Annotated in this window: 19 protein-coding genes and 1 pseudogene; 10 read left to right on the top strand and 10 right to left on the bottom strand. The window is 66.5% G+C overall.

The genetic code is table 11. The features are described from left to right. Positions 1-32 precede the first annotated feature (32 nt). Positions 33-605, top strand: coding sequence for an ATP-binding transcription factor AbmR (abmR, locus tag D3H54_RS07940; RefSeq protein ID WP_149378584.1), 573 nt, complete (start codon positions 33-35; stop codon positions 603-605). Here the strand turns inward: abmR and D3H54_RS07945 are convergent, their stop codons facing one another. Together D3H54_RS07945 and D3H54_RS07950 are read right to left on the bottom strand one after the other, a co-directional pair. Then, positions 606-2,513, bottom strand: a complete 1,908-nt coding sequence (locus D3H54_RS07945; protein WP_149378585.1) for an ABC transporter ATP-binding protein — start codon at positions 2,511-2,513, stop codon at positions 606-608. After that, a complete protein-coding gene (locus tag D3H54_RS07950) occupies positions 2,510-4,264 on the bottom strand; it encodes an ABC transporter ATP-binding protein (RefSeq protein WP_149378586.1) in 1,755 nt (584 codons plus the stop codon). The genes D3H54_RS07945 and D3H54_RS07950 overlap by 4 nt, the downstream gene beginning before the upstream one ends. Before the next feature lie 163 nt (positions 4,265-4,427). Between D3H54_RS07950 and D3H54_RS07955 the strand changes: the two genes are divergently transcribed. Continuing rightward, complete coding sequence (locus D3H54_RS07955; protein ID WP_149378587.1) at positions 4,428-4,985, top strand: DUF3558 domain-containing protein; 558 nt, start codon at positions 4,428-4,430, stop codon at positions 4,983-4,985. A 50-nt stretch (positions 4,986-5,035) separates the two neighbouring features. Then, positions 5,036-5,530, top strand: a complete 495-nt coding sequence (locus D3H54_RS07960) for a DUF3558 domain-containing protein (RefSeq protein ID WP_149383406.1) — start codon at positions 5,036-5,038, stop codon at positions 5,528-5,530. Here D3H54_RS07960 and D3H54_RS07965 read toward each other — a convergent pair. Further along, positions 5,527-6,003: a SixA phosphatase family protein gene (locus D3H54_RS07965; RefSeq protein ID WP_149383407.1), complete on the bottom strand. Its 477-nt coding sequence runs from the start codon at positions 6,001-6,003 to the stop codon at positions 5,527-5,529. The two genes, D3H54_RS07960 and D3H54_RS07965, sit on opposite strands and share 4 nt — an antisense overlap. A gap of 141 nt (positions 6,004-6,144) precedes the next feature. Between D3H54_RS07965 and D3H54_RS07970 the strand changes: the two genes are divergently transcribed. The 3 genes and pseudogenes from D3H54_RS07970 (at position 6,145) to D3H54_RS07980 (ending at position 12,092) form a co-directional block, all read left to right on the top strand. Next, positions 6,145-7,296 carry a metallophosphoesterase family protein gene (locus D3H54_RS07970; RefSeq protein WP_149383408.1) on the top strand — a complete coding sequence of 384 codons (1,152 nt, stop codon included), beginning with the start codon at positions 6,145-6,147 and terminating at the stop codon, positions 7,294-7,296. After that, a complete protein-coding gene (locus D3H54_RS07975) occupies positions 7,293-10,094 on the top strand; it encodes an AAA family ATPase (RefSeq protein ID WP_149378588.1) in 2,802 nt (933 codons plus the stop codon). The genes D3H54_RS07970 and D3H54_RS07975 overlap by 4 nt, the downstream gene beginning before the upstream one ends. A gap of 151 nt (positions 10,095-10,245) precedes the next feature. Then, a pseudogene (locus tag D3H54_RS07980) lies at positions 10,246-12,092 on the top strand (AMP-binding protein). A 3-nt stretch (positions 12,093-12,095) separates the two neighbouring features. Here the strand turns inward: D3H54_RS07980 and D3H54_RS07985 are convergent. From D3H54_RS07985 to D3H54_RS07995, 3 genes are all read right to left on the bottom strand, one after another. Next, positions 12,096-13,460, bottom strand: coding sequence for a wax ester/triacylglycerol synthase domain-containing protein (locus D3H54_RS07985; RefSeq protein WP_149378589.1), 1,365 nt, complete (start codon positions 13,458-13,460; stop codon positions 12,096-12,098). Positions 13,461-13,574: 114 nt separating this feature from the next. Next, complete coding sequence (locus D3H54_RS07990) at positions 13,575-14,942, bottom strand: LLM class flavin-dependent oxidoreductase (RefSeq protein WP_149378590.1); 1,368 nt, start codon at positions 14,940-14,942, stop codon at positions 13,575-13,577. A gap of 89 nt (positions 14,943-15,031) precedes the next feature. Next, entirely contained in the window at positions 15,032-16,243 is a 1,212-nt protein-coding gene (locus D3H54_RS07995; protein WP_149378591.1) for an acyl-CoA dehydrogenase family protein, read from the bottom strand. 129 nt (positions 16,244-16,372) lie between these two features. On the opposite strand from D3H54_RS07995, the gene D3H54_RS08000 reads away from it, so the two are divergent. After that, positions 16,373-17,644, top strand: coding sequence for an alpha/beta fold hydrolase (locus D3H54_RS08000; protein ID WP_149378592.1), 1,272 nt, complete (start codon positions 16,373-16,375; stop codon positions 17,642-17,644). Here D3H54_RS08000 and D3H54_RS08005 read toward each other — a convergent pair. The 4 genes from D3H54_RS08005 to D3H54_RS08020 are packed head-to-tail and all read right to left on the bottom strand — an operon-like array spanning position 17,634 to position 23,080. After that, positions 17,634-19,307: an ABC transporter family substrate-binding protein gene (locus D3H54_RS08005; RefSeq protein WP_149383409.1), complete on the bottom strand. Its 1,674-nt coding sequence runs from the start codon at positions 19,305-19,307 to the stop codon at positions 17,634-17,636. The two genes, D3H54_RS08000 and D3H54_RS08005, sit on opposite strands and share 11 nt — an antisense overlap. Positions 19,308-19,329: 22 nt before the next feature. Next, entirely contained in the window at positions 19,330-21,180 is a 1,851-nt protein-coding gene (locus D3H54_RS08010) for a dipeptide ABC transporter ATP-binding protein (protein ID WP_149378593.1), read from the bottom strand. After that, positions 21,177-22,106, bottom strand: a complete 930-nt coding sequence (locus D3H54_RS08015; protein ID WP_149378594.1) for an ABC transporter permease — start codon at positions 22,104-22,106, stop codon at positions 21,177-21,179. The genes D3H54_RS08010 and D3H54_RS08015 overlap by 4 nt, the downstream gene beginning before the upstream one ends. After that, on the bottom strand, positions 22,103-23,080 hold the full coding sequence (locus D3H54_RS08020; protein ID WP_149378595.1) for an ABC transporter permease: 978 nt from the start codon (positions 23,078-23,080) through the stop codon (positions 22,103-22,105). Before D3H54_RS08020 ends, D3H54_RS08015 begins: the two co-directional genes overlap by 4 nt. Before the next feature lie 126 nt (positions 23,081-23,206). Here D3H54_RS08020 and D3H54_RS08025 point away from each other — a divergent pair, with 126 nt between their 5' ends. The 3 genes from D3H54_RS08025 (at position 23,207) to D3H54_RS08035 (ending at position 24,340) form a co-directional block, all read left to right on the top strand. Then, positions 23,207-23,413, top strand: a complete 207-nt coding sequence (locus D3H54_RS08025) for a hypothetical protein (protein ID WP_168214807.1) — start codon at positions 23,207-23,209, stop codon at positions 23,411-23,413. A gap of 116 nt (positions 23,414-23,529) precedes the next feature. Further along, entirely contained in the window at positions 23,530-23,775 is a 246-nt protein-coding gene (locus tag D3H54_RS08030; RefSeq protein ID WP_149378597.1) for a hypothetical protein, read from the top strand. Positions 23,776-23,848: 73 nt separating this feature from the next. Beyond that, a complete protein-coding gene (locus D3H54_RS08035; protein ID WP_149378598.1) occupies positions 23,849-24,340 on the top strand; it encodes a beta-class carbonic anhydrase in 492 nt (163 codons plus the stop codon). Positions 24,341-24,455: the final 115 nt, after the last annotated feature.

Consider the following 24,455-nt stretch of genomic DNA (forward strand, 5'->3'; position numbering starts at 1 on the left):
GGTCGCTTTGTAACGGTGTAATCATGTAATTCATGAAGCATCAGCACACACACCGTCGCCCCGGCCGCCCCGGCGGGTGGCAACAGGCCGACCAGCCCGACGCCACCGACGCCAGTGAGTGGTTCGCCGGTCGTCTGCCCGAAGGGTGGTTCGCCGGAGACCCGACGGTCATCGTCGACCGTGAAGAGATCACCGTCATCGGGCGCCTGCCCGCGACGGACACACCGGACAGTGACGCGCGCGCAGCGGGCCGGGCTTCCCGGTTCCGGGAGGACACCCGCTCCGAGCGGATCCGGATCGCCGAGGAGGCCCAAGACAAATATGGCCGCAAGGTCTCCTGGGGCTTGGACATCGGCGCCGAAGGCTCCGCAGAATCGGAACGAATTCTGTTCACGCACATCGCCGTTCCGGTGATGACCCGCCTCAAGCAACCCGAACGCCAGGTGCTCGACACCCTGGTCGACGCGGGCGTTGCCCGGTCGCGCTCGGATGCGCTGGCCTGGAGCGTGCGACTCGTCGGTGAGCACGCCGAGGAATGGCTGGCCAAGTTGCGCTCGGCGATGTCCCAGGTGGACGACCTTCGGGCCGAAGGCCCCAACCTCTAACTACGCCTGCGTCATCGCGTAATAGGCGCCCCGGCGAGCGAGAAGCTCGGCGTGGCTGCCGGTTTCGACGATCCGGCCGGCTTCCATGACCAGGATGCTGTCGGCGTCGCGGATGGTCGACAGCCGGTGGGCGATGATGAAACTGGTTCGGTCCCGGCGCAACTTGGTCATCGCATGCTGGATCAGCAGCTCGGTGCGGGTGTCCACCGAACTGGTCGCCTCGTCGAGGATCAGCAGCTGGGGACGGGCCAGGAACGCCCTCGCGATGGTGATCAGCTGCTTTTCGCCGGCACTGATGTTGCCGCCGTCATCGCTGACCCGGGTCTCATAGCCGTTGGGCAGCGTGTGCACGAACCGGTCGACATACGCTGCCCGGGCCGCCTCGATGACCTCGTCTTCACCTGCGCCGGGCTTCCCGTAGGCGATGTTCTCGGCGATCGTGCCGCCGAACAGCCAGGTGTCCTGCAGAACCATCCCAATTCGCGAGCGCAGGGACTCTCGGCTGACGTCTCTGATGTCGGTGCCGTCGAGCAGGATCCGCCCGGCGTCGACGTCGTAGAACCGCATCAGGAGGTTGACCAGAGTGGTCTTGCCGGCCCCGGTCGGACCGACGATCGCCACCGTGCTCCCCGGCTCGGCGATCAACGACAGATCCTCGATCACCGGAGTGTCAGGCCGATAGCTGAACGACACGTTCTGGAACTCGACACGCCCGTCGCCGTTGCCGGCCAACGCGATTGGCACGTTCGGCGCTTCCTCGGGCTCGTCGAGAAAGTCGAAGACCCGTTCGGCACTGGCCACCCCGGACTGCAGAGTGTTGTACATGCCGGCCACCTGGGTCAGTGGCTGGTTGAACTGGCGGACGTACTGGATGAAGGCCTGGATGCTGCCCAACGTGATCTGGCCGGTGGCGACCTGATAGCCACCGACGACGGCAACCGCGACGTAGCTGAGGTTCCCGATGAACGTCGTGGCCGGGGCGACCAGGCCGGAAAAGAACTGTGCACCAAAGCTCGCGTGGTAGACGTCCGCGTTGAACTCGCGGAACTTCTCCTGGGCGGACGCCCGGTGCCCGAAGGTCTTGACCACGGTGAAGCCGCTGTACGTCTCCTCGATGTGGGCATTCAGCCTGCCGGTGTTGGTCCACTGGGCGATGAACATCCGCTGCGAGCGGCGTGCGATCACCCGGGTCACCCACAGCGACAACGGAACCGTCACGACGGTGATCAGTGCCAGCAGTGGGGAGATGCTCAGCATCATCGCCAACACCGCGAGCACGGTCAGCACCGACGTCAGCAACTGGCTGATCGTCATCGACACCGAGGTCTGGATGTTGTCCACATCGTTGGTGACCCGGCTCAGCAACTCGCCGCGCTGCCGGGAATCGAAGTAGGACAACGGCAACCGGTGGATCTTGTCCTCGACGTCGGCACGCAGCGCGGTGATCGTGCGCTGCACGATCACGTTGAGCAGTCGGGCCTGCGCCCAGATCAGCAGTGCGGCAACCACGTACAGCGCCAGCGCCAACAGCAGGGTGCGGCCCACCGCGGTGAAGTCGACTCCGCGGCCGGGCACCACATCGGTTCCGGACAGCAGGTCGGCGAACGTGCTGTCACCGCGCGCTCGGGCCGCGGCGACAGCCTGGTCCTTGGTGATGCCGACCGGTAGCTGTCGGCCGATCACTCCGTTGAACAGCAGGTCGGTGGCGTGCCCGAGGATGCGGGGACCGATCACACCGAGCGCGATCCCGACGATGGACAACGCGATGACGGCTGCTGTCGGCCACCTGTGCGGTGTCAGCCGCCGAATCAGCCGCAGCGCGGAACCCGTGAAGTCGCGCGATCGGGCCTGCCGAGGGTCTTGGCTCATCGCGCGCATGCCGCCGCCGCGGAACGCCGGCCCGGTCATCGGCCACCCCCGACGCGTACGTCGACCGACTGGGAATCGGCGAACTGCGCATAGGTCTCGCAGCCTGCCAGCAGCGTGTCGTGAGTTCCGGTGCCGACCACCCGGCCGCCATCCATCACGACGATCGTGTCGGCGTGCATGACGGTCGAAATGCGCTGGGAGACAATGATCACCGTGGCATCAGCGGATTCTTCACGAAGCGCCGCCCGCACCCTGGCGTCGGTGTGGACGTCGAGCGCGGAGAACGCGTCGTCGAACAGGTAGATCGCCGGACGCCGGATCACCGCGCGCGCGATCGCCAGTCGCTGGCGCTGCCCGCCGGAGAAATTGATTCCCCCCTGGGCGACCCTCATCCCGAGACCGTCGGGATGGGCGCGGACGAAGTCGTCGGCGGCGGCAACCCGCAGCGCCCACCACATCTCGTCGTCGCCCACCACCTGTCCGGGGGCCGCACCGAGCGCCAGATTGTCGGCGACGGTGCCGGAGAACAGATATCCCCGCTGCGGGACCAGACCCAGGGCGGCCCAGAGGTGCTCGGGGTCGTAATCACGTACGTCGATGCCGTCGACCCGGATCGCGCCGTCGGTGACGTCGTAGAGACGGCAGATCAGGGATATCAGCGTCGACTTCCCGGACCCGGTGCTGCCGACGATCGCCGTCGTCGTGCCGGGCCGCGCGGTCAGCGAAACGTCTTCCAGCACTGGGCGCTCCGCACCCGGGTAGCAGAATGTCGCGTTGTCGAGTACGACCGCACCGCGGATACCGCCGTCCGGGAGTTGCGGCGAGGAGGGACTGCTGATCGCCGGCTGGGTGTCGAGCACCTCGGTGATCCGTTCCGCGCAGACCGAGGCCCGGGGCAGCATCACCAGAATGAGCGTAGCCATCAGAACCGCCATCAGGATCTGCATGAAGTACGACAGGAACGCGATCAGTGACCCCACCTGCATGTGGCCGGAGTCGATGCGAAGGCCGCCGAACCAGATCAGGGCGACGCTGGAGATGTTGATGGTCAAGGTGGTCACCGGCAGCATCAGGGCCTGCCACCGCCCGGCGGCCAGCGCTGTATTGGACACGGCGGCGTTGGCGACTGCGAACCGGTCGCGCTCGAACGGTTCGCGGGCGAATGCCCGGATCACCCGGATGCCCGAGAGCTGTTCGCGCATCACCCGGTTGATGCCGTCGATGAGCCGCTGCATGCTGCGGAAGATCGGCAGCATCCGCGACACGATCCAGAAGTTGGACAGCGCCAACACCGGAACGCTGACCACCAGAAGCCATGAGAGCCCGGCGTCCTGGTGGATCGCCATGATGATGCCGCCGACGCACATGATCGGCGCTGTCACCAGGGTCGTCGTGGTCATCTGGATCAGCACCTGGATCTGCTGAACGTCGTTGGTCGTCCGGGTCAGCAGCGACGGTGCCCCGAACCTCGCGGTCTCCCGCTCGGAGAATGTGGTGACGTGGTGGAACATCGCCGAGCGCAGGTCACGGCCGAACCCCATGCCGGTGCGGGAACCGAAGTACACCGCGACCACCGCGCACACCACCTGAAGTCCGGTGACGGCCAGCATGACCAGTCCGAGTTCGGTGATCAGTCCGGTGTCGCCCTTGGCCACGCCGTCATCGATGATCGCGGCGTTGACGGTCGGTAGATACAAGGAGGCCAGGGTGCTGACGGTCTGCAGCGCCATCACGGCCGCGACCAGCCACCGGTACGGCCGGACATAGTGTCTCAGCAGCGCCAGGAGCATTTCGCTACTGTTGCACACCGCTACCTCGGCGCCGCCGATGTTGTCGGGCCGCGCCGCTTTTTGACGCCGAGAATCGCGACAAAGCGGCAGGTCAAGCGGCCTGTCGGTGGTTGCGCCGAGGGGCTGCCGCTACAGTGCATGCTGTGACTTGCAGCAGGTGCGCATGACAGCGACGCGCAAACTCGCGTTGGCTGCCGGGGTCGTAGCCATCGCAGCCTCTATCGGCGCATGCTCGGACTCGGGCAGCGGCCCCGGTCAGCCACAGGGTTCGCAGGCCCCCGCGCCGCAGTCGGCCAACGCCAAACATGGTCCGATGTTCCCCGAATGCGGTGGCATCACCGACCAGACGATGGCCGAGCAGACGCGGGTGACCGGCCTGGTGAACACGGCGAAGAACTCCGTCGGCTGTCAGTGGCTGGCGGGCGGCGGGATCCTGGGCCCGCACTTCTCCTTCACCTGGTATCGGGGCAGCCCGATCGGGCGGGAACGCAAGACCGAAGAGCTGTCGCGCACCAGCGTCGAGGACATCAACATCGAGGGCCACAGCGGCTTCATCGCCGTCGGTACCGATCCGACTCTGGGGGACAACCTGTGCGAGATCGGCATCCAGTTCAACGACGACTTCATCGAATGGTCGGTCAGCTTCGCCGAGAAGCCCTTCCCGCCGGCCTGCGATGTGGCCAAGGAATTGACCCGCCAATCGATCGTGAATTCCAAGTGAGCCCGCGCCGGGTAGCGACCGCGGTGGGTGCGGCGCTGTGCGCCCTCGTGATGGTCAGCGGCTGCGCCAAGACGGTGGACGGCACCGCGGCGAAGTCGGGCTCGGGCAGTGTGCCGCGCAACGACAACTCGGCTCAGCAGTACCCGAACCTGCTCAAGGAATGTGACGTCCTCACCACCGACATCCTGGCCAAGACGGTGGGCGCGGACCCGCTCGACATCCAGAGCACCTTCGTCGGTGCCGTCTGCCGCTGGCAGGCCGCCAACCCGGCCGGCCTGGTCGACATCACCCGCTTCTGGTACGAGCAGGGCAGTCTCGACAACGAGCGGTCGGTCGGTCAGTTCCTCAAGTATCAGATCGAGAACCGGTCGATCGCCGGTGTGCCGTCGATCGTGATGCGGACCAGTGATCCCAACGGTGGCTGCGGCGTCGCCAGCGACGCAGGCGGTGTCGTCGGGTGGTGGGTCAACCCGCAGGCCCCCGGCATCGACGCGTGTGGTCAGGCCATCAAGCTGATGGAACTGACGCTGGCCACCAACTCCTAGCGCGGCACGTGGAATGAGGTGAGCTCAGCGCTGCTGAGTTCCAGAGCCGCCCAGCCGACGGGCACCCGCAGTACGGCGATGGCCGACGTCGGATACTTCATCGCGATGCCGTCGGCCGCGGCGCGATCGGAGCGGTCGGGGTCGGCCAGGCCGAGTGACAGCTGGCTCATCGTCGGTTCGTGACCGACCACCATCAGGGTCGCGACATCGTCAGGCACCTGGTTGATTTCGACGAGCACCGTTCCCGGGGTGGCGCCGTAGAGACGTTGGGAGTAGCTGACCGGCGCGGTGATACCGGTGCGCTCGAGGGTTTGGCGGGTGCGGGTCGCCGAGGAGCACAGCACCAGATCGATCGCCGGGATGTTGGCCCGCAGCCAGTCGCCGGCGAGACCGCCCTCTCGGATACCGCGGGCCGCCAGCGGCCGGTCGTGGTCGGGCACCCCGTTCGGATAGTCCGACTTGGCGTGGCGCATCAGGACGAGCGTGCGTTCTCCAGCAGTCACCGGCCCAGGCTAAACCCCGATCGGTACATGCCGGACGAGGTCCACGGACTTGTCGGCGCCGCGCCCTACACTCGCCGCAGCACCCACCGAGAACAGGAAGGACGCCCGGAAATGCGATTTCTGCACACCGCCGACTGGCAACTCGGCATGACGCGGCACTTCCTGGAAGGCGAAGCCCAGCCGCGGTACTCCGCGGCCCGGCGCGATGCGGTCGCCGGGCTCGGCGCGCTGGCGCGGCAGACTTCAGCGGAGTTCGTCGTCGTGGCCGGTGACGTGTTCGAGCACAACCAGCTTGCGCCCAAGGTGGTCAGCCAGTCCCTGGAAGCCATGCGCGCCATCGGCGTTCCGGTGTATCTGCTGCCGGGCAACCACGATCCGCTCGACGCGTCGTCGGTGTACACCAGTGCCCTCTTCCGGGCCGAATGCCCGGACAACGTGACCGTGCTGGACCGCGACGGAGTCTGGGACGTGCGGCCCGGGGTGCAGCTGGTCGTGGCGCCGTGGCGAACCAAGGCGCCGACCACCGATCTGGTGGCCGCGGTGCTGGGGGACCTGCCGGCCGACGGCACCACACGCGTTCTGGTCGCCCACGGCGGGGTCGACGTCCTCGATCCCGACCCCGGCAAGCCGTCGCTGATCCGGATGGCCGCCGTGGCCGACGCGGTCGAGCGCGGGGCGATCCACTATGTCGCCCTGGGGGACAAGCACTCCCGCACCTGCGTCGGCGACAGTCACAGGGTGTGGTACTCCGGCTCGCCGGAAGTGACCAACTTCGATGACGTCGAGGCCGATCCGGGTCATGTGCTGCTGGTCGACATCGACGAGGCGGACTCCGCACATCCGGTCACCGTCGAATCCCACCGTGTCGGACGGTGGCGGTTCGTCACGCTGCACCGGCAGGTCGACGACACCCGCGACATCGCCGATCTCGACCTCAACCTGGATCTGCTGGCCGACAAGGACCGCACAGTCGTGCGGTTGGGATTGACCGGCTCGCTGACCGTCACCGACCGCGCGGCGCTGGATGCCTGCCTGGACAAGTACGCCCGGCTGTTCGCCTGGCTGGGGACCTGGGAGCGGCACACCAACATCGCGGTGATGCCGGCCGACGGCGAGTTCGACGACCTCGGCATCGGCGGGTTCGCCGCGGCCGCTGTCGACGAGCTGGTGAACACCGCCCGCTCCGGCGACGACGAAGCCGCTCAGGATGCCCAGAGCGCACTCGGGCTGCTGCTCCGGCTGGCCGGGGGGAGTGCGGCGTGAAACTGCACAGGCTGGCCCTGACCAACTATCGCGGAATCACCCACCGCGACATCCAGTTTCCCGACCACGGCGTGGTCGTCGTGTGCGGTGCCAATGAAATCGGCAAGACGTCGATGATCGAAGCGCTCGACCTGCTGCTGGAATCGAAGGACCGCTCGACGAAGAAAGACGTCAAGCAGGTCAAGCCGACGCACGCCGATGTCGGATCCGAAGTCCTGGCCGAAATCAGTACCGGCCCATACCGTTTCGTCTACCGGAAACGCTTCCACAAGAAGTGCGAGACCGAACTCACGATCTCGGCGCCCCGGCGCGAACAGCTCACCGGGGACGAGGCGCACGAGCGGGTGCTGGCCATGCTCGGCGAGACGGTCGACACCGAGCTGTGGCATGCGCAGCGGGTTCTGCAGGCCGGCTCGACGTCGGCGGTGGACCTGTCCGACTGCGACGCGCTTTCGCGGGCACTGGATTTGGCGGCGGGCGACGACGCGGCGCTCTCGGGCACCGAACCCCTGCTGATCGAACGGATCGACGCCGAATACGGCAAGTACTTCACCGCGACGGGCCGCCCGACCGGTGAGTGGGCGGCGGCGATCGCGCAACTGCGTGCGGCCGACGAGGACGTGGCCCGGTGCGCGGCCGCGGTCGCCGAAGTCGACGAACGGGTGCGCAGGCATGCTGACCTCGCCGCGCGGCAAGCCGCGCTGGCCGATCGCGGCCCGAGCGTCGCCCAGCGGCTGACCGCCGCCCAGACGGCGGCCACCGCGCTGGCCGCGCTCGGCGACCAGCTGCGTCAAGCCGAGCTTGTCGCGACCGCGGCGCAGGGCACCCGTGCCGCGTCGAGCGCTGCGCAGGCTGAACGGTCTCGCCTGCGCGACGATGTGGCAGCGCGCACCGCCGCCGTTGCCGAGGTCCAATCGCGGCTGGCAGCCGCCATCGAGGCCGAACACACCGCCCGTGAAGTCGTCGAAATGGCGTGTGCGGCAGCGGCGGAATCGACTGCCGTCCTTGCCGCCGCTCAGGAGACCGTCGACGAGGCCCGTCGGGTGGTTGATGCGCTGGCCGCCGATGAGCAGGCGCAGCGCCTCGCCGCGCGGCTGGAGCGGATCGAAACGATCGAACAGCAGCTCGCCACGCTGACTCAGGAGCTCTCCGAGATCACGCTGACCAGCGACGTCATGGCCGATGTCGAGTCGGCCGCGGCACTCGTCGAGCGGATCGAGGCACAGCTCACCGCCACCGCGACCACGGTGGAGTTCACGGCGGCGACCGACCTCGAGTTGACGGTGGGGGAGCGGACCATCCGGCTGGCCGCGGCCGCGGCGCGCCCCACGCCCTTGGGCGCGCCACCACACACACCACACGCCCCACCACCAGACACCGCGACCACACTCATCCACGCACCACACGGACCCGCACGCGTCGACACGCATCAGCCCCGCCACACTGCGGCGCACACTTCAGCAGGCGGGGAGCGGACCATCCGGCTGGCCGCGGGCCAGAGTTGGGCGCCGCCCACCTCATCGCCGACAGCCGTCGAGCTGCCCGGGATGCTCAGCGTGCGGATTGATCCGGGCGCTACCACGTCCAGCGTTCAGGCCAAACTGGAAGCGGCACAACTGGTTCTGGCCGAGGCGCTGCGACAGGGTGGTGCCGGCGACCTCGAGAGTGCGCGGCATCTCGACCGGCGCCGCAGGGAACTCGTCAGCAATCGCGATCAATTGGCCGCGACACTGGCCGGGTTGTGCGAAGACGAAGGGGTGGTGGAGATGCGCGCGCGGCTGGCATCTCTGCGTGAGGCGATCTCGCCCGTCCTACTGGCCGCGGGCGTCGACGGTTCCGCCGCGCGCGCGGCGTTCGTGAGCGCCATAGAGGCGCGTGAAACCGCACGTGCCGACGCCGATCTGCATCAGCGGGCGATGGCAGGCGCCAACGTTCGGCTGACCGAAAGCAGCACAGCGGCAACGGTTCTACGTGCCAAGGTGGCCGACGCCGGTGCCGAACTCGATGCGGCGAAAGAGCGGCTGGCGGCATTGCGAGCCGACAGCGATGATGAGCAGCTGGCGGTCCAGGCGGCTGCCGACGTCGAGGCTCAGCGACAGGCCGACGCCGCGGTGGCCGAGCTGGCCGGCGCGTATGCCGCCTGCGATCCCGCTGCCGTACAGGCGGAGTTGGCCGAGGCCAGCACCGCGGCCGCCGCGCTGGAAGGCGAGCACGCACAGGTGGGCCAGGCGCTCAACGACATCACCGTCGAGCTCGGTATCATCGGCAACGAGGGACGCCAAGGCAGCCTCGACACCGCCCAGATCGCCCGCGAACATGCCTTCGCCGAGCATTCGCGGGTGTCCCGCCGGGCTCGGGCCGCGCAGTTGTTGCGGTCGGTGATGGCCCGGCACCGGGACAACACCCGACAGCGGTACGTCGCACCGTTCCGCAACGAAATCGAGCGGCTGGGCCGCCCGGTGTTCGGGCCGAGCTTCGAAGTCGAGATCGACAGCGATCTCCGAATCTGCAACCGCACCTTGGACGGTCGGACTGTTCCCTACGACTCGCTGTCCGGCGGAGCCAAAGAACAACTCGGCATTCTGGCCCGGCTGGCGGGTGCGGCGCTGGTCGCGACGGAAGACTCCGTACCGGTGGTCATCGACGACGCGCTGGGCTTCACCGACCCCGACCGGCTGACCAAGATGGGTGCGGTGTTCGACACCGTCGGAGACAACGGACAGGTGATCGTGCTGACCTGCACCCCGGCCCGCTATCTGGGCGTGCAGGACGCGCACGTCATCGAGCTGATCGCCTGAGCGGCCCTCGCGGGTCGGCGATGCGGGCCCGTCCTCAGACGGCCGATCTGGGGAATTGCTGTGTGACGTGGACCATCTCGTCATGACCGAGTGAGGCGAATTACAAGATCACACCGTCCCACTTATCTAGAATGTCTAATATTGTTTGCGAATGAGTCGGGATACCCTGTGTTGCAATACCACTGACGATCTGTTGGCGCAGTACATGTCGCCGGACGGCACCATATCGGTACCCGACGACCTCACCCTCACCTCCTTTCTCGCCGGCCATGCCGAGCAGGAGGAGTACCGCGCCGCATATCGCTTCGTCGACTACTCCCGCGATCGTGACGGCAACATCGAGGAACTGAGCTGGCGATCGTTGGCGACCGCGTGCAATGCGGTGGCGGCCAGACTCCGGCAGATCACCGCACCCGGAGACCGGGTGGCGATACTGGCCCCCCAAGGGCTGCACTACGTCATCGGCTTCTTCGCCGCCATCCACGCCGGAACCATCGCGGTGCCGTTGTTCGTGCCCGCACTCTCCGGCCATGCCGAACGGCTGAGAGCGGTTCTTGCGGACTCGAATCCGCGCGTGATTCTGACCACCTCGGGTGCAGCAGAATCGGTTCGTGACATGCTACGCGCCGTAGCCACCGCAGATCGGCCGCGCGTCATCGCCGTCGATGCCGTCCCGGTTTCCCTGGGACAGAACGCGATCGACATTGAACGCACTGCCGACGACATCGCCTACCTGCAGTACACGTCTGGATCGACGCGTACACCGGTCGGCGTCGAGATCACCCATCGGTCCGCGTGCACCAACGTCGCACAGATGATTCTGGCGGGCCGGCTGGACATGGGAATTCGAAGCGTGAGCTGGCTTCCGCTCTACCATGACATGGGGCTGGTCATGATCATGTTCCCGATGTTGTGCGGCGGGCAGATCACGCTGATGGACCCGATGGCATTCGTCCGCCGCCCCTATCGATGGATCCGGCAACTCGCCGACGAAGCGGTGCACGGTCGGACTTTCGCAGCAGCACCGAATTTCGCCTTCGCCCTCTGCGCCGAGCGCGGCCTCCCGCCGGCTGGCGAGCACTTGGACCTCGGCAACGTCGCTGGTTTGCTCAATGGCTCGGAACCCGTGACGATGGATGCGATCGATAAGTTCACCGCTGCGTTCGCTCCCTACGGCCTGCCCGCCACGGCAATCAAGCCCTCGTATGGAATGGCCGAGGCGACCTTGTCGGTGGCCAGTATCGCCGACGGTGCCGCCGCCTCCGCGATCTACCTCGACAGGAGCACGTTGGCCCAGGGCCATGCGGTTCCGGTGGCCGCAGGCACTCCGGGGAGCGTGTCACTCGTGTCTTGCGGCCAACCCATACCCGACCAATGGCTCGTCATCGTCGACCCGGCTTCCGGCGCCGAGTTGCCCGATGGGTGCGTGGGAGAGATCTGGCTGCACGGCAACAATATTGGACGGGGGTACTGGGGACGCGCCGACGAGACCCGACAGGTATTCGCGAACAAGCTGCAAACCCGTGTGGAAACCTCGAGCCACGCCGAGGGTGTGGCTGAAAGCGGAACATGGCTTGCGACCGGAGATCTCGGTGTGTATCTCGACGGTGAGCTCTACATCACCGGCCGCAGCAAGGACCTGATCATCATCGATGGCCGCAACCACTACCCGGCCGACATCGAGGCCACCGTGAGCCAGTCCGCCCCGGCAATTCGGGACGGATACGTGGCGGCGTTCGCCATTGCGTCGAAACCATCGAACTCGCAATCCGGCACTGCAGGAGAGCGTCTCGTCATCGTGGCCGAACGCGCGGTCGGTGCGAGTCGGACGGACTCCGCCGTTGTCGCGGAAGCGGTACGGGCGGCAGTCGCCCGCACCCACCACATCCCGGTCAGTGATTTCCGGCTGGTTCCCGCGGGACGATCCCGCGCACCACCAGTGGCAAGCTGGCACGAAATGCCTGTCGCGCGGCGTATCTTGCCGGGGAAGTCGGCTGAGCCTCAGTCCGCCAACTCCAGAATTTCGTCGAATCCCGCTGCCAGACAGTCGTAGAACACGTCGAAGTCCGGGATAGCGCCCGCGTCGACGTCGATGCCGAGTGCACAGGTATCGACGTAGGTCAGCAAGGTCACGTTGACCGCCGCACCCACGGTCGGGCCGAAGGCGTATTGCTTGCGCACCCGCGCGCCGCCGAGATAGACGGGCACCGGAACCCCCGGGACGTCACTGCACAGGAAGTCGACGTTGCGCAGGATCGATCCGATGTACCAGCGCGGCATCGCGTTGAGGGCACCGGCGATCAATTGCGTGTACGGAATCGACTTTTCGTTACGCACCCGACCGGTGCACTCGTGAATGCTCCTGATGCGTCGCGCCGGATCGGTGATCCCGGCGTGAACGTCGAACCGCATCAAGGTGATCCGGTTACCGCCGGTCTCGTCGTCTTCGGTGCGTAGGTTGATCGGCATCGTCAGATGCAGGTCGAAGACGCCGACACCGTGTTTGTCGTGGTAGCGGCGCAGGCCGCCGGCCACCCCTGCGACGAACGCGTCGTTGAGTGCGCCACCGCTGCGGTGGGCGGCTTCGCGCAGTCGCGGCATCGGAACGTCGAGCACGCTGAGCCTGCGAACCAGTGTCCGGTCTTTCATCAGCGCAGAGCCCGGTTTGTTCACCGGGCGAATCGTCCGATACACCGACGCGGCCAGTTCGCCCGCGGACTCGACGGTGTGCCGGGGACGTCGAATGATGTTGAACAACAACCTCGGAGCGATCTTGACCGACTCGCTGAGCAGAGTGCCGATCACGCCGGCGTCGTAGCGCAGGGCATCGCCGTACTCCGCCAGGGGTTGGCGCGCAGGAACGGCCGGCGCCGCGGGCATCGTCTCGACGCCCTGAGCATCCTCGCTCAGATCGAAGAGCCGCATCGCGATCTGAACGCCACCGACGCCATCGGTCAATGCATGGTGGAATTTGCACAACACGGCAGCAGCGCCGTCGTCGAGGCCCTCGATCAGAGTGACCTCCCACATCGGCCGGGCCCGGTCGAAGTCAGACATCGCGGCCAGCCGGGCCATCTCGAGCACACCGTCCAGATTCCCCGGCTCCGGCGCCGATACCCGGCGCATGTGATAGTCCAGATCGAAGTCGGGGGCATACTCCCAGCGCGGCGGAGTCGGCGGCGGTGAGTTCACCACTCGCTGACGGAACATCGGTAGTTCGCGGCTGACCAGATCGAACCGCTCCCGCACCAGATCCCAATCCGGGGTCCGGTCGAGAAGTATCACCGTCACCACCGTGGATCTCAGCCGCGGATCGGCTTCCATCGACCAGGTGAACGCGTCTGTATTGCGCATGAATTCGGTCATGATCTGCTCCCACCCTGAACGTACGACGCCATGGCATCGGGCAAAGCGTCACCGGGTCAGTTGGTGACTTTGTTCCCTAATACCGAGGCCCTCAGGCGGGGCAGAAGGAGAGCGTCAGCCTGCCGCGGGCAATGGCACTCCCCGCGCACCCACGTTCCAAGCGGCGACGTCGCCGAGCCCCAGGTGCTCGCGCAGCGTCGTGCCGGTGTACTCGGTGCGGAACAACCCGCGCCGCTGCAGCTCGGGGACGACCGAGTCGACGAAGTCGTTGAAAGTGCCGGGCGTTGTCGCCGACGACACCATGAAGCCGTCGGCCTCCCCGGCAGTGAACGATTCCTCGATCTGGTCGGCAACCTGCGCCGCCGTCCCGACGAACTGCGGCAACAACACCCCCTGCGCGTACCAGGCGCCGACGTCGCGCAACGTCAGGCTGTCCCGGTTGGCCACCCGGCGCACCGCGTCGAAAAGCCCTTGGGTGCCGCTGACTTGGACGTCTTCGACCGGCGCGTCCAGGTCGTAGCCGGAGAAGTCGTGGTCGGTGTGGACGCTCAGTGTGATCAGCCCGGAGATCGGGTCGGCGAGTTCGTTGTGATAGGCCTGCTTCTCGCGAGCGATGGATTCGGTCTCCCCGATGAACGGGATGAACGCCGGGAAGATCAGCACCGTGTCGGGATCGCGGCCGAAGTTCACCGCCCGCGACTTGATGTCGTCGTAGTAGGCGCGCCGGCCCTCCGGGGTGGGGTCGATCTCGAAGATCGCCTCAGCCCAGCGGGCCGCGAAGTCCCTGCCGGTGCTCGACGACCCGGCCTGGATCAACACCGGCCTGCCCTGCGGGGAATGCGGAACATTCAGCGGCCCGCGGGATCGGAAGTAGCGGCCGTTGTGGTCGACATGCCTGATCCGGTCGGGGTCGGCGAACACCCCGGACTCTTTGTCCAGGACCAGTGCGTCGGGTTCCCAACTCGACCACAGCTCGAGGGTCGTCCGGACGAACTCGTCGGCACGCTCGTACCGGAACTCGTGACCGAGGTGCTCGTCGTGGCCGAAGTTCTGCGCCTCTCCTTGGGTCAGCGATGTCACGATGTTCCACGCCACGCGTCCGCGGGTGATGTGATCGAGGCTCGCGAAGATCCGCGCCAGCTCGTACGGATGAAAATAGGTGGCGGATTTGGTGATTGCCAGTCCCAGCCGCGACGTGACGGCCGCGATACTGGCGGCCACGATCGACGGGTCCAGGGTGGCAGTGGCTTGAGTGCCGCGCCGCAGGGGTTCGGCGATTCCGTCACCGAACCGGACCGGCGCGGCCAGCAGGTCGGCGAAGAACAGGAAGTCGAACTTTCCGCGCTCCAGGATGCGCCCGATGCGGTGGTAGTACTCCGGGGTGAGGAAGCCGGTGTCGCTGGCCGGATGCCGCCAGGCGGCGTGTGAGTGGGTGACCTGGGAGGCGATCTGGAAGCCGCCGAGGTGCAGTTGCCGGGTCATGAGGTGTCCTCCAGGTACGTCGAGATCGACGAAATGTAGGGATCTACTCGCCCTTCCGCTGCGAAACGTCGGTTTGGGCGAAAGAGGGATCAGAAGTAGGCGTTGGCCGGGATCGGCGTGCCGTGTAACAGGTTCTGCCCGACGACCCGAGCCTTGTACGCAACCGGGTTGTGCAGGGTGATGGTGCGGATGTTGCGCCAGTGCCGGTCCAGATTGCGCTGACGGCTGGCCGCGCTGGCCCCGCCGAGCTCGAGCAGCCGGGTGGCCGCGTCCAGCGCGACCTCGTCGAGGTGGACCTTCACCTTCGCGACCTTGAGCTGCGCCTCGGACGCCAGGTCGGCGTCGGGCACGCCGTCTTGCACCGAGTCCGTCGCCGCCTCGATGGCCGACGCCGCGTCCAGCACGGCCGCCCGCGCGATGTAGGCGGTGCTGGCCAGCTCGCCGAGCTGACGCTGATACAGCGGATCGTCGACCGGACGCTCGGTCAGTGCGTGGCTGAAGCTGCGGGTGCGCGAGCGCAGCAGCTCGGCGCCGTCGTCGACGATCGACTGCAGCACACCGGCGACGACGGCGTGGATATACAGCTGCAGCGCCGCGTACTGCACCGTCGGCACCGGCTCGGCGTCGTACGGCGTGTCGGCCAGAACCTCGTCGGGTGCGACGTCGACGCTGGTGAACACGGTGGTCCCGGTACCGGTCCGGCGCTGGCCGAAGCCGTCCCAGTCGTCGACCAGCCGTACCCCGTCCCGGTCGGCGGGCACGATCACGGTGGCCACCGAGTCGTGGTCGGTGGTCGCGGTCACGGTCAGATAGTCGGCGAACAGCGTCCCGGTGCTGTAGTACTTCTCGCCGGTCAGCCGATAGCCGCCGGGTACGGGCAGCAGCCGGGTGTTGAACACCAGGCTGCCGACTGCGTTCGCCCCCTTCTCGCTGAAGGCGTTGCCCACGATGTAGCCGTCGGCGACCTTGGCCAGCCACTGCCGCGACCGGGGTTCGGAGAGGGTCCTGAGGCGTTCTTCCACGAACCAGAAGTGGGTCCGGAAGATATGAGCCACAATCGGATCCGCTGCAGCGACATCGATCACGGTCGAAAACAATTGACGGACACTGAAATTCGATCCGCTCAGCTCGGTCGGTAGTCGCAGGCTGCCGAACCCGGCCTGCTTGAGCGCGTTGACTTGGTCAAAGGGGTTCTCGTCGTTGAGGTCTCGGTCCTGGGCGCCGGATCGGATCTGGGTCAGCAGATCATCGAACTCCGCTGTGCCGGGCAGGATGCGGTGGACAGGCTGCACTGTGGTCATGGTCTCGTTCTACGCCGAAGCCGCTCCCGCGAGCACTGCTTTGACTCACCCCGAACCTAAGGAGCGCGACGGCGCATTCCATTCCCGCCCCCGGCGAGGCAGAATCGACGGCATGACAGGCCGGCGGCGATGACTCTGAACGAGAAGCGCCGCCGCGCCCACGACAAACTCGCCGCGCTACCCGGGGTTCGGCCGATCCGCCGCCCGGTCACAGCGGCCGGATCCGACGAATTCGACCTGTACTACGTGCGCACCGGCCGCAAGACCAAGCATCCGCTGGTCATCATCCCCGGTGGGCCGGGTGCGGCGTCGATCGCGCTCTACCGGGGCCTGCGCCGCCGGGCCGCCGCCGAGGGTCTCGACGTGATCATGATCGAACACCGGGGCATCGGGATGTCGCGGCACGACGACAACGGCGCCGACCTGCCGCCCGAGGCGTTGACCATCGAGCAGGTGGTCGACGACGTCGCCGCGGTGCTCGATGACGCCCAGGTGGACAGCGCTGTCATCTACGGCACGTCCTACGGCACGTATATCGCCGCGGGGGTCGGGGTGCGCCACCCGTCTCGGGTGTTCGCGATGGTCTTGGATTCGCCGCTGCTGGCCGGTGACGACATCGAGGTGGTTCGCCAGACCGTGCGCAGCGTGCTGTGGCACGGCCGGGAGTCCGACACCCAGGAACTGGCGGACAAGGTCCGCCGGCTGGCCGATGAGGGCGTGATGACCCCGGCCGGGGCGCAGCTCGCCGCCACCGTGTACGGCTTCGGTGGTGCGCAGCTGCTGGACCGGCAGTTGGACCTGCTGCTGGCCGGCCGCAACCTGGTCTGGACTGTCATGGGGCACTTCGGGGATTTGATGGTGAACCGAAAAGCGCCGTACCGCAACGAGAGCGACCTGGTCGGACGGATCGGCTATCGCGAGCTCAACTACGCGGCCGATCCGGACGGTCTGCCGCTGGACCCGGCTGTGGCCATGCACGAGTTCGCCGCCGGCGAGGCGACGCGGTTCGAGGCTGAGCCGTTCGACCTGGTTGCGGAGATGCCGAAGTTCACCTGGCCCACCGTGGTGGTCTCCGGCGGGCGCGACCTGATCACGCCGCCCGCGGTTGCCGATCGCATCGCCGAGCTGATTCCCGGCTCTGTGTTGGTGCGATTACCGACCACCGGTCACAGTGTGCTCGACACCAAGGAGCGGGCTGCGCTGCGGATCGCCGAGGCGGCAGCCATCGGCCGGATCGACACTCTGCGGACACAGGAGGCGGCGCTCGACGCGATGCCGAACGTGCCTGCGGTGCGGCTGATGGTGTCGGCGTTGGCTGTGGCGGCCCGGGTCGAGGCGGTGCTACCCGCAGCGGTCCCGCGCGTGGTGACCCGGACTCTTCCCAAGCCTGTTACTTCGTGAATCCGATTGCGGTGTAATTCAAGTCACCCAAGCCCGCCGGCCCGTAGTTGGCCAGGTTGCTGCGCACCGCGACATTGCCCGCTGACTGGAACAGCGGCAGGCTGAATCCCTCGCCGAAGATCAGTTTGTCCACCTCGTTGGCCAGGCCGCGCGCCTTGTCCGGGTCGAGTTCGTTGAGCACCAACTCGACCTTGGCGTCGATGTCGGGGCTGCTGATCTTGCCGAAGTTGCTCTCGGCTCCGGTGGTGTAGATCTGATTCAGGCAGCACAGCGCGAAAGCGTCACCCACCCAGGAGAATTGGGCGATATCGAAATCGCCCGGGATGATGTGGTTGGTGAAGAACCCGTTACCGGGCTTGGCATCGATCTGCAGGTTCACCCCGATCTGGGCCAGGCTGTTCTGCGCGACGAGCGCTACCTGCCTCGTGGTCTGCGCGTCATAGAGGACGTCGCGAATGACCAGCTGTTTGCCATCCTTCTCCCGGAACTGCCCGTTGAGCTTCCAGCCGAGAGCATCGAGTTCTTGTTTTGCCTTCTCCGGGTTGAAGGCCACCACTTCACTGTTGTCCTGGTAGCCCTTCTGGCCCGCCACGTAGATATGGTTGTTCAACGGAACGGGCTTGTCGACCAAACCGCGTTGTGTCACATCGGCGATCGCCTGCCGGTCGATGCCCTTGGAAACGGCCAGCCGCAGCGCCTTGTCCGACAAGATCGAGCCGGGTGCGCCGTTGAAGGTGAAGTGATACCAGCTCAGCCCCGGCGACCGCCGGATCGAGATGCCTGCGGTACGCCGGGCGATCGTCAGTTCGTCCAGGGAGCCCAGGCCGGTGGCATCGATCGTGTTGTTCTGCAGCGCAGGGAGTCTCGCCGCATCGTCGAGCACCAGGAAGGTGAACGAGTCGAGCAGCGGGGGAGTGCCCCACCACTTCGGGTTGCGGGTCAGCACGATGCGCTGGGCGGTGCGATCCAGCGACGAGATCAGGAACGGGCCTGCCGACGGTCCGGGGCCGTTGAGTTGTCCCTTGTTGAACACGTCAGGGTTGGCGGTCATGGCCTTGGGCAGCAGCATGGTGTTGCCCGCGAACATCCCGCGCCATTCGGCGTAGTGCTTGGCGAAGGTGATGACGGCCTGGCGGTCATCGACACCCTTCGTGACCGATGCGACCCGATCGCTGCCGTTGGGCGAAGCGATCGCGAAGGCCTTGTCCTTACCACTGGTGGCGTTGATCTGAGAGGCGATGTCCTCCCAGGTGATAGGGGTGCCATCGGACCAGACGGCTTTCGGGTTGATCGTGTAGGTGACAACCTGCGGGTCGGTGCCCGTGAGTTCGACGCTGGTGAAGTAGTCGTTGTTGACCTTCATCGAACCGTCGGCGGCGATGACGAACGCACGTGGCATGGTAGGCCGCAGAATCCCGCCGGTGTCGGCCTCGTTGCCGTCGATGTTCAGGGTGTTCCAGTTCGACGGGAACGACGACAACGCCAGTCGCAGGTTGCCGCCGTTGCGCAGCGTGGCCGGGTCTTGTGGATTGATATCGCTGGTCGAGCCCAGCTCGGCGTTGCCGCCCGCGGACGGGACGTCGCGCTTGCTGCCTGAGCAGCCCGCCACCACCAGACTTGCCACGACTGCCAGCACTGCAATTCGGCCGGCGCTCCGGCGGATCGATCGGGTCACGCCACTGATGCTAACGGCGAGTGGGATCCGGTTGCGGGATAGCGGCCAGCAACTTTCTGGTGTAGTCGTGCTGCGGGTTGGCGAAGATGTCGTCGGCGTCGCCGTACTCCACCATCGCGCCCCGGTACATCACGACGACGCGATGGGCGAGGTGCTTGACCACCGACAGGTCGTGCGAGACGAACAGATACGACAATTCGAACTCGCGCTGCAGGTCCAGCAGCAGGTTGATGATGCCGGCCTGGATGGACACATCCAGCGCCGACACCGGTTCGTCGAGCGCCAGGATCTTGGGCTGTAGCGCCAATGCCCGGGCGATGCCGATCCGCTGCTTCTGGCCGCCGGAGAACTCACCGGGGTAGCGGCTGGCGTCGGCTCGGCGCAGGCCGACGATCTCGAGTAGTTCGGCGACCCGTGTGTCGCTACTGGTCTTGTCGAAACCGTTGGCGCGCAACGGTTCAGCCAGCAGTTCGAATACCGGCAGCCGGGGGTCCAGGGATGCCACCGGATCCTGGAACACCACCTGCAGATCGCGGCGCAGTTCCCGGCGGCGCGAGCTCGTCAGGGTGGCGACGTCGTTGCCGAGCACCTCGATGGAGCCGGACTCCGGCGCCGCCAGGTCGAGGATCTGGTGCAGTGTGGTGGATTTGCCGGAGCCGGATTCGCCGACGATGCCCAGAGTCTGCCCGCGCAGCAGATCGAAGCTGAGGCCGTCGACGGCGCGAACCTCGCCGATGGTGCGGCGGAACACCACGCCCTTGGTCAGCCGGTAGGTCTTCACCAGGTCCCGCACCGTGATCACCGGAGCCGGATCCGCGGGGTCGTCGACGGTCACCGGCTGGGTGGACACGCCATAGATCTGCTCGGCCGTGCGGCCGGTGACCTCGTCGGTGCGGATGCACGCCGCCAGGTGGTCTGCGGATGCCGGGTCGATGGTCACCAGTGCCGGTTCCGCAGCGCGGCACTCGTCGACGGCCAGCGGGCAGCGCGGGGCGAACGGGCAGCCGGGTGGCATATCCACCAGCGAGGGCGGTGCCCCGGGAATTGGCACCAGTCGCGTTCCCTGCGGCGAATCCAGGCGCGGCACGGAGCCCAATAATCCTGCGGTGTAGGGCATTCGACGGTCGCGATACAGGTCGTCCACCGAGGCGACCTCGACGGGCCGCCCGGCGTACATCACCAGAGCCCGGTCGGCGAACTCCGCGACCACGCCCAGATCGTGGGTGATGATCAGCACACCGGCACCGGTGACGTCGCGGGCGGTCTTGAGTACCTCGAGGATCTGGGCCTGAACGGTCACGTCGAGCGCAGTCGTCGGCTCGTCGCAGATCAACAGGTCCGGATCGTTGGCGATCGCGATCGCGATGACCACGCGCTGGCGCTCACCGCCGGACAGCTCATGGGGAAAGGCGCGGGCCCGTCGCTCAGGCTGGGCGATGCCGACCAGCTCGAGCAGGTCGACGGCACGCTTGCGGGCCTCCTGCTTGCCGACGTCCCGGTGGTGCACGGTGATGGCCTCGGCGATCTGGTCGCCGACGGTGTAGACCGGGGTCAGCGCCGACATCGGATCCTGGAACACCGTTCCGATGCGCCGCCCCCGGATCTTCGACATCTCGCCGTCGGACAGGCCGAGCAGTTCCTGGCCGGACAGCCGCACCGAGCCCGACACCGTGGCGTACTCGGGCAGCAGGCCGATGACGGCCATGGCCGCCGCGGACTTGCCCGACCCGGATTCGCCGACCATTGCGACGACCTCGCCGGGACGCACCTGATAGGTCAGCCCGCGCACCGCAGTCAGGTCGTCGCCGTCGGTGGGGAAGCTGACGGCGAGGTCGGTGACCTCTAGCAGGGCCTCGCTCATGGCTTCGTCTTCTTCTTACGGCCTCGGCGCAGTGTGGCGCTGCCGGGGTCCAGCGCGTCGCGCAGCCCGTCACCGGTGAGGTTGGCGCACACCAGGATCAGCACCAGAACACCGGCGGGGAATAAGAACACCCACGGGAATGTCGTCGCCGACTGTGTGCCGTCGGCGATCAGCGTGCCGAGCGAGATGTCGGGCGGCTGGATTCCGAAACCCAGGAAGCTCAACCCGGTTTCGGCGAGGATCGCCACCGCGACGTTGAGTGCGGCATCGATGATCAGGATCGAGGCCACATTCGGGATGATGTGCCGGGTGATGATGCGCCGGCTCGGGACGCCCATATACCGTGCGGCTTGGACGAATTCGCGCTCCCGCAGGCTCATCGTGAGGCCTCGCACCATGCGCGAGCTCACCATCCAGCTGAACCCGGCCAGCAGCACGATCAGCAAAATGACGTTGGCCGAGCTCTTGGTGATCGGCGTGAGGATCGCGATCAGGATGAACGACGGCACAACCAGCAGCAGGTCCACCAACCACATCAGCGTCCGGTCGCGCCAACCGCCGAAGTAACCCGCGATGGAGCCGACCGTCGCGGCGATCCCGGTCGAGATCACCGCCACGCACACGCCGATGAGCATCGACTTCTGCATACCGCGCAGGATCTGGGCGAACAGGTCCTGACCCAACGCGTTGGTGCCGAACCAGTGGTCGGTGCTGGGCGGGTCCTGCAGCGCATAGAAGTCGAGATCGGTGTAGGACCAAGGCAACAGCGGCGGCAGGGCGTAGCAGCCGATGAACAGCACGATCAGGATCACCAACGAGGCCATCGCGCCCCGATTGCGGGCGAAGCGGCGCAGCACCAGGGTGCGCCGCGAGGCGAATTCCTCGGGCTTGACCCCCGAGCGGGCGCTGTCGGTCGTCTCGGTCACGTCACCCTCACCCGGGGATCGAGCATCGCGTAGATGACATCGGACAGCAGCCCGGCCAGAAGCACTACCGCACCGGAGAACACCGTGATCGCCGCGACGATGTTCGTGTCCTGGGTTGCGATGCCCTGAACCACCCACTCGCCCATGCCGTGCCAGCCGAAGATCTTCTCCACGAACACCGCCCCGGTGACCAAACCCGCGACGCCGTAGGCGAACAGCGTTGCCATCGGGATCAGTGCGGTCCGCAGCCCGTGTTTGAACAACGCCCTGCGCCGGGTGAGGCCTTTGGCCCGCGCGGTGCGGATGAAGTCCTGGCCCAGCACGTCGAGCATCGCATTACGTTGGTAGCGGCTATAACCCGCGATCGCGCCCAGTGCCAGCGTGATCGAGGGCAGGATCAAGTGCTGCATCCGGTCGACGAACTGATTCCAGGAACCGCCGACGGCGTCCGGGGAGGTCTCCCCGATGTATTCGAAAATGTGCACTCCGAGAATCGAATTCACCCGCAGTGCGGCCAGGATCGCCAAGTTGGCGATGACGAACGTCGGTGTGCTGATCACCAATAGCGACAGCAGAGTGATCACCCGATCCGACAATCGGTATTGCCGAATCGCCCCCCACGCGCCGACCACGACGCCGATCACGGTGCCCAGCACCGAGCCGATCACCAGTAGTCGCAGGCTGACCCCGATGCGGCGGCCCAGTTCGTCGGACACCGGCTGACCGGTCACGGTCGTCCCGAAATCACCGCGCACCGCGCCGGCCACCCAGTGGGCGTAGCGCAGCGGGATCGGCTTATCGAGATCGAGTTCGGCGGCTTTGGCATCGATCACCGCCTGCGGCGGACGCGGATTGCGTTGCATCAGACTGTTCAACGGCGCGAACGTCAACGACGTCAGCGTGAACGTGAGGAACGACGCCAGGGCCAGCAGCACCACATAGTTGAGTAGCCGACGCGCCAGAAAACGCGTCATTGGCCGCTGCCCGGCGCAGGGTGCATGCAGCACAGGGTAGGAGATGGGCGGTCGAAACGACGCCAGGACCCTTCGTGCGGGGCAGGGTTTAGCTGCGCGGGGCACGGGAAGACTGCGTGCGTGCACGTGAAGCAGCTCACACACCGACTGGTTCCAGCCCTGCTCGTCGCAGTGGCGCTCCCGGCGCTGGCGGCATGCCAGGACAAGGGCACCAGCGTCGATCCGACCACCATCAGTCTCAGCCCGACGACAGTGCAGACGTCGAAGCCGATGCTCCCGAGTTCGTCGGTGGCGTCGGCCAGTCCGCAACCTCCGACGCCGAGCAGCGGCTAATCCGCAGGTCAGCGGCTTGCAGGTTTGGTCTCACAGCTTCGGGTTAACCAATTCCCAGCGGTTTGGCAGGGGAGCCGGCCCGCAGAACTGGTCCGAGACCGATTGGGAGTGTCGAGATGACGAACATCAAAACGCTGTCCGCCGTGGTCGGCGGCAGTGCGATTGTGGCGATGGGTGCACTGGGCATCGCAATGACCGAGCAAGGTAGCGGCATGATCGTGTCCGATCCCGGCACGTTCACCTCGCCCGTGACGTCCTCGATGACGACGGGCGAGACCACCAAGGACACCGCCGTGGAGCCGACGAAGACGCCGGAGGTCGCGTCGCCGCCGGTCACCGCGACGACTCCCGAAGCGCCATAGGCCCACGGCGTACTTAGAATCAGCTTGATCGTTCGTGGTGGCCTAAGGCGCGCGCGTCGCTAGCCTCGCGGCCATGAGCGTTACCGACCAATACCTGGCCAACAACGCCGAGTACGCGAAGACGTTCAGCGGCCCGCTGCCTTTGCCGCCGAGCAAGCACGTCGCCGTGGTGGCGTGCATGGACGCCCGGTTGGATGTGTATCGGATCCTGGGTTTGGGCGACGGCGAAGCACACGTCATCCGTAATGCCGGGGGAGTGATCACCGACGACGAGATCCGCTCGCTCGCGATCAGCCAGCGGCTGCTGGGCACGAAAGAGATCATCCTGATCCATCACACCGATTGCGGGATGCTGACGTTCACCGACGACGTCTTCAAGGGTGAGATCCAGGATGAGGTCGGCATCAAGCCCGAGTGGGCTGCCGAAGCGTTCGCCGATCTCGACGACGATGTGCGCCAGTCGCTGAGGCGCATCGAGGCCAGCCCGTTCGTCACCAAGCACGAGTCGCTGCGCGGGTTCGTCTTCGACGTGGCAACCGGCAAGCTCACCGAAGTCACTCTGTAGTTCAGTCACGCGGTAGTTCTGCCTGCGCTTAATCCTTGACTTGATCCGTCATGCTCGTTAGATTCCGGGTTGGCTTTGTAATTCTGGTCAAATCTACCAACTTTACGAGGAAATC

Origin of the sequence: Mycobacterium sp. ELW1, from assembly GCF_008329905.1 — a bacterium.
GTDB lineage: Bacteria > Actinomycetota > Actinomycetes > Mycobacteriales > Mycobacteriaceae > Mycobacterium.

Coding starts and splice junctions, on each gene's coding strand:
- D3H54_RS07970 (WP_149383408.1), top strand. CDS start 6,145: ATGCGATTTCTGCACACCGCCGACTGGCAACTCGGCATGACGCGGCAC.
- D3H54_RS07945 (WP_149378585.1), bottom strand. CDS start 2,513: ATGACCGGGCCGGCGTTCCGCGGCGGCGGCATGCGCGCGATGAGCCAA.
- D3H54_RS07995 (WP_149378591.1), bottom strand. CDS start 16,243: ATGACCACAGTGCAGCCTGTCCACCGCATCCTGCCCGGCACAGCGGAG.
- D3H54_RS07965 (WP_149383407.1), bottom strand. CDS start 6,003: ATGCGCCACGCCAAGTCGGACTATCCGAACGGGGTGCCCGACCACGAC.
- D3H54_RS07985 (WP_149378589.1), bottom strand. CDS start 13,460: ATGACCGAATTCATGCGCAATACAGACGCGTTCACCTGGTCGATGGAA.
- D3H54_RS07955 (WP_149378587.1), top strand. CDS start 4,428: ATGACAGCGACGCGCAAACTCGCGTTGGCTGCCGGGGTCGTAGCCATC.
- D3H54_RS07960 (WP_149383406.1), top strand. CDS start 5,036: ATGGTCAGCGGCTGCGCCAAGACGGTGGACGGCACCGCGGCGAAGTCG.
- D3H54_RS08020 (WP_149378595.1), bottom strand. CDS start 23,080: ATGACGCGTTTTCTGGCGCGTCGGCTACTCAACTATGTGGTGCTGCTG.
- D3H54_RS08010 (WP_149378593.1), bottom strand. CDS start 21,180: ATGAGCGAGGCCCTGCTAGAGGTCACCGACCTCGCCGTCAGCTTCCCC.
- D3H54_RS08030 (WP_149378597.1), top strand. CDS start 23,530: ATGACGAACATCAAAACGCTGTCCGCCGTGGTCGGCGGCAGTGCGATT.
- D3H54_RS08000 (WP_149378592.1), top strand. CDS start 16,373: ATGACTCTGAACGAGAAGCGCCGCCGCGCCCACGACAAACTCGCCGCG.
- abmR (WP_149378584.1), top strand. CDS start 33: ATGAAGCATCAGCACACACACCGTCGCCCCGGCCGCCCCGGCGGGTGG.
- D3H54_RS07990 (WP_149378590.1), bottom strand. CDS start 14,942: ATGACCCGGCAACTGCACCTCGGCGGCTTCCAGATCGCCTCCCAGGTC.
- D3H54_RS07950 (WP_149378586.1), bottom strand. CDS start 4,264: ATGCTCCTGGCGCTGCTGAGACACTATGTCCGGCCGTACCGGTGGCTG.
- D3H54_RS08035 (WP_149378598.1), top strand. CDS start 23,849: ATGAGCGTTACCGACCAATACCTGGCCAACAACGCCGAGTACGCGAAG.